The organism is Pseudomonas sp. SB113, from assembly GCF_040754745.1.
GTDB classification, from domain to species: Bacteria; Pseudomonadota; Gammaproteobacteria; order Pseudomonadales; family Pseudomonadaceae; genus Aquipseudomonas; species Aquipseudomonas grimontii.
On sequence record NZ_JBFMHW010000060.1, the window covers coordinates 1 to 1,243 of the forward strand.

Consider the following 1,243-nt stretch of genomic DNA (forward strand, 5'->3'; position numbering starts at 1 on the left):
CGTAGATACCGTCTTGAACCTCACCGGACAAGAGCAAAATTCGGGTCATAAGGCTGGCCCGACTTGAGCACGGCGTAAACAAAATGCAGCAGCTTGCGCATCGCAGCACAAATGATCTGCTTGGGGGCCTTGCCGTTGGCCTTCAAGCGGTCCTTCATGGCTTTGATCGCCTCGTTATGTTTCAACGCAACAAGACCTGGCATGTAGAGACCCGCCCGTACGCGTACCGAACCAATTTTTGAGATCGTCGAGCGCCCCTTTAACTGGCCTGAATCATGGAGCTTAGGGTTAAGACCCGCAGCTGCAACCAGTTTACGAGGATCGTCGTACTTACGTAGGTCGCCCAGCTCGGCCAGCAGCCGCTCAATCGTTTTCTGCCCGATGCCATCGATGGTGACGATCAAGTCGCGCATCTGGCGCATGTCCGGGTCATCATCAATGTGTTTTTTTATCGTTTTATGCGTTTCAGTGATCTCTTTTTCGATATGCCGCAACACCGAGTTGATGGAGGCCTTGACCTTTTCATCGGACACTTCGAGTCGATTACGCTCCATTTGCTCGATCTCCTGAAGGTCATCCAGACGACGAACCATGGCTTTCAACTGGCGATACCTCAGTGGTTCTGGTGCCCAAAGCTTCAGCTTTTCATTTTTTTCCCGGGCGAAGTCGGCAAGTAATTTGGCGTCGCTTTTATCGGTTTTGATCCGACGAAGTTCGCTTCCAGCGTACGAATGAGCTGTGGCTGGATTGACGACGCAGACTTGATAACCCTTGTTGTAAACGAACTCAGCAAGCTCTAAGTGATAGACACTGGTTGCTTCCATCACGATCAACGCAGAAGACTCAACATGCTTGTTCAACCAGGCTTCAAACTCTTTGAAACCCTTGGCATCGTTGCTCAGCTTGGCCTTGGTTTTGTGCTTGCCGTTTGGCAGGTGTGTAGCAATATCAAACGTGTTTTTAGCAACATCTACGCCAACGAAACTGGTCATACCCCTCTCCCAATCAGGTCGATTACGATCATCACTGCACTCTGTCCAAGCTTGCAAATGCAGGCTCTCGCCGAAGGCGGGCCTAAGATACCGTACGAATTACACGAGTGAGTGTGGAGGGTTGGAGCCCGATCTACGTTACAGGCTAAAAGCCTAAGCAGCTGTGCGGCTTCCAAGCCCCTCCCTCGATGATCAGTCGAGAACTATTACTCCTGACGGAGCGATAGTCGAGATACAAGCAGCTGTCGAGC

The 1,243-nt window shown here is 51.2% G+C and carries 1 protein-coding gene; it reads right to left on the reverse strand.

The window, feature by feature from the left end:
* Window positions 1–20: 20 nt before the first annotated feature.
* Window positions 21–992: an IS110 family transposase gene (locus AB1462_RS31385; protein ID WP_090401137.1), complete on the reverse strand. Its 972-nt coding sequence runs from the start codon at window positions 990–992 to the stop codon at window positions 21–23.
* Between the last annotated feature and the right edge of the window lie 251 nt (window positions 993–1,243).